Origin of the sequence: Acinetobacter sp. AKBS16, assembly GCF_002899995.1 — a bacterium.
GTDB classification, from domain to species: domain Bacteria; phylum Pseudomonadota; class Gammaproteobacteria; order Pseudomonadales; family Moraxellaceae; genus Acinetobacter; species Acinetobacter baumannii.
In genome coordinates this window covers 108984-112276 of record NZ_POYH01000101.1, presented here as the reverse complement: position 1 = coordinate 112276, position 3293 = coordinate 108984, and the positions used below count along the sequence as shown (strand labels likewise).

3 protein-coding genes and 1 pseudogene are annotated in these 3293 nt (G+C 41.5%); all 4 read left to right on the top strand.

The genetic code is table 11. The features are described from left to right. Positions 1 to 508, top strand: a 508-nt coding sequence (locus C1642_RS20025; RefSeq protein ID WP_228154002.1) for an enoyl-CoA hydratase-related protein, incomplete at its 5' end; no start/stop codon positions are given. A gap of 29 nt (positions 509 to 537) precedes the next feature. After that, entirely contained in the window at positions 538 to 1299 is a 762-nt protein-coding gene (locus tag C1642_RS18660; protein WP_103236744.1) for an SDR family oxidoreductase, read from the top strand. Between the two features lie 61 nt (positions 1300 to 1360). Then, a complete protein-coding gene (locus C1642_RS18655; protein ID WP_000220488.1) occupies positions 1361 to 2884 on the top strand; it encodes a 3-hydroxyacyl-CoA dehydrogenase in 1524 nt (507 codons plus the stop codon). A gap of 14 nt (positions 2885 to 2898) precedes the next feature. Further along, positions 2899 to 3293 (top strand): annotated as a pseudogene (locus tag C1642_RS20020) (3-oxoadipyl-CoA thiolase); the annotation flags it as partial.

The following is a 3293-nucleotide window of genomic DNA, read 5'->3' as shown; positions in this document are numbered from 1 at the left end:
GATTGCCCAGTGCCCTAAACCCGTGATTGCTGCCGTAAATGGTTATGCATTAGGGGGTGGCTGCGAACTTGCAATGCACGCTGACATTATTATTGCAGGTAAAGGTGCAACCTTTGGCCAGCCGGAAATTAAAGTTGGTTTAATGCCTGGTGCTGGCGGTACACAACGTTTATTCCGTGCTGTGGGTAAATTCCATGCCATGCGCATGATTATGACAGGCGCCATGGTCAAAGCCGAAGAAGCTTATTTGATTGGTCTTGTTTCACAAGTCACAGAAGATGGCCAAACTATTCCAACTGCAATTCAAATGGCACAAAGCCTAGCCAAAATGCCGCCGATTGCCCTGCAACAAATTAAAGAAGTTGCGTTGATGAGCGAAGATGTTCCATTAAATGCAGGCTTAACTCTAGAACGAAAAGCATTCCAGTTACTGTTTTCGACCGAAGATAAAAATGAAGGCGTTCAAGCTTTTATCGAAAAGCGTAAGCCGTCGTATCAAGGTAAATAATTTAAAACCATAATAACAAAGGAATGAAAATGGCCAGAAAAGTATTGATTAGTGCAGGTGGTTCAGGGATTGGACGATGCATTGCCGAGGTATTTTTAAACAATCAGGATGAAGTTTTTGTTTGTGATATTAATGCTAAAAGCCTAGAACAATTTCAACAAGATTATCCAAAGCTACATATATATACCTGTGATTTGGCTGATCATGAGCAAATTAAACTCATGTTTAATGAAGCAGTTCAGAAACTTGGCGGTATTGATATTTTAATCAATAACACCGGCATCTCAGGCCCAACCATTGCCGCAGATGAACTAAGTTTTGAAGATTGGAATACGGTCATTAATTTAAATCTGAATAGCACTTTTTTAATTACCCAGTTAGCCATTCCCTATTTAAAGAAAGCACAGGCAGGCGTGATTATAAATATGTCATCTATTGCCGGCCGCTTAGGCTATCCATACCGATTGGCCTATTCCACTTCAAAATGGGGGCTGATCGGTTTTACCAAAACGCTTTCTATGGAACTCGGTACAGATAATATTCGAGTTAACGCTATTCTTCCGGGTGCAGTCGATGGTGATCGGGTCCAGCGAGTATTACAGGCCCGTGCCGATGTAGCGCAGACCTCACTTGAAGAAGTGACTCAAAATGTACTGAAAAATCAGTCGCTCAAATATTTTGTCAATCCAAAGCATATTGCAGATTTATGCCTATTTTTAGCGTCAGACAGTGGTCGCTCAATTTCAGGACAAATCTTACCAATTGATGGTGATAAACAATGCTTAAGCTAAATCACCCAACCCTATTTTTCCGTTTAATTTCAAATATAGATCAATAATCAGGATGATCGACATGACTTATGATATTAAAAGCATGGCTGTGATTGGTGTAGGTGTTATGGGCAGTGGTATTGCTCAAATTGCTGCACAGTCAGGTCATACCACTTATTTATATGATGCCAAAGCAGGTGCAGCAGAACAGGCTAAAGAAAAACTGGCTGCTACATTTCAAAAGTTAGTCGACAAAAATAAAATTACATCTGAGCAAGCAGCAGCGGCAAATAACCATTTAATTGTTGCTCATCAAATTGAAGATTTAAAAAATTGCGACCTCATTGTAGAAGCAATTGTTGAACGTCTTGATATCAAACAAAGCTTGATGCAGCAGCTTGAAGATATTGTTTCGGATAATACTATTTTAGCCTCAAACACCTCTTCTCTTTCTATTACAGCCATTGCTGCAAATTGCAAAAAGCCTGAGCGTGTTGTGGGTTATCACTTTTTTAACCCCGTTCCACTCATGAAAGTGGTCGAAGTCATTCGTGGTTTAAAAACAGACCCACTTATTATTGATGCTTTAAACGATCTGTCTCGTGCATTTGGTCATCGCCCTGTTGTAGCGAAGGACACCCCTGGATTTATTATTAATCACGCGGGCCGAGCTTATGGCACCGAAGCGCTCAAAATCTTAAATGAGAATGTCTGTGATATCAGTGAAATTGATCGAATTTTACGTGACGGCGTAGGATTTAGAATGGGTCCTTTTGAATTACTCGATTTAACAGGCCTTGATGTTTCGCATCCAGTTATGGAGTCGATTTATCATCAGTACTATGAAGAAGCCCGCTACAAACCAAACCCGCTCACCAAACAAATGCTAGATGCTAAACAACTTGGACGTAAAGTTAATCAGGGTTTTTATAACTATGAAACTGGTTCAAAAACAGGTGAACAACCTGCGAAGTTTGTAGAGCGTTTAGCAAAATATCCAAAAGTTTGGATCGCTGCCGATTTTTTAGATGATAAGAAACAGCTCGAAGATTATTTAACTCAGCAAAATATTACCCTAGACACCAATTCTGAACCACAAACAGATAGCTTATGTTTACTTGCTTGTTACGGTGAAGATACCACTCAAGCGGCTACTCGCCTTGGGGTTAATCCAGAACATGCTGTTGCTATAGACATGCTTTATGGCATTGCAAAGCACCGTACCTTAATGCCTTCACTCATTACCAAACCTGAATACCGACAAGCCTCTCACTCTATTTTCAATCTAGATGGAAATATGGTCAGCATGATTGCTGAAAGTATTGGCTTTGTTGCGCAGCGCGTTTTAGCAATGGTCATTAATTTAGGTTGCGATATTGCCCAGCAAAATATTGCAACGGTAGATGACATTAATGCTGCAGTACGTCTTGGCTTAGGCTACCCATTTGGTCCAATTGAATGGGGCGATCAAGTCGGCAGTGAAAAAATCTTACTTATTCTGAACCGTATAACAGCACTTACGCATGACCCGCGTTACCGCCCTAGCCCGTGGTTACAGCGTCGTGTCGCACTTCATTTACCTCTTACTTTTACTCACGAGTCTTGAAAAGGAATTTCTCAATGTTAAATGCATATATCTATGATGGTTTGCGTAGTCCATTTGGCCGTCATGCGGGTGAACTTGCCTCAATTCGTCCTGATGATTTAGCAGCAACGGTCATTCAAAAACTACTTGAAAAAACTGGTGTACCGGGCGCAGATATTGAAGATGTGATCTTAGGCGACACCAACCAAGCGGGTGAAGACAGTCGTAATGTGGCACGCAACGCGCTGTTACTTGCAGGTTTACCTGTCACTGTGCCAGGCCAGACAGTAAACCGTCTATGTGCGAGTGGTTTAGGTGCTGTGATTGACTCAGCACGTGCTATTACTTGTGGTGAAGGTGAGCTCTATATCGCAGGTGGTGTAGAAAGTATGTCTCGCGCACCTTTTGTGATGGGTAAAGCCGAAAGTGC

Coding starts and splice junctions, on each gene's coding strand:
- C1642_RS18655 (WP_000220488.1), top strand. CDS start 1,361: ATGACTTATGATATTAAAAGCATGGCTGTGATTGGTGTAGGTGTTATG.
- C1642_RS18660 (WP_103236744.1), top strand. CDS start 538: ATGGCCAGAAAAGTATTGATTAGTGCAGGTGGTTCAGGGATTGGACGA.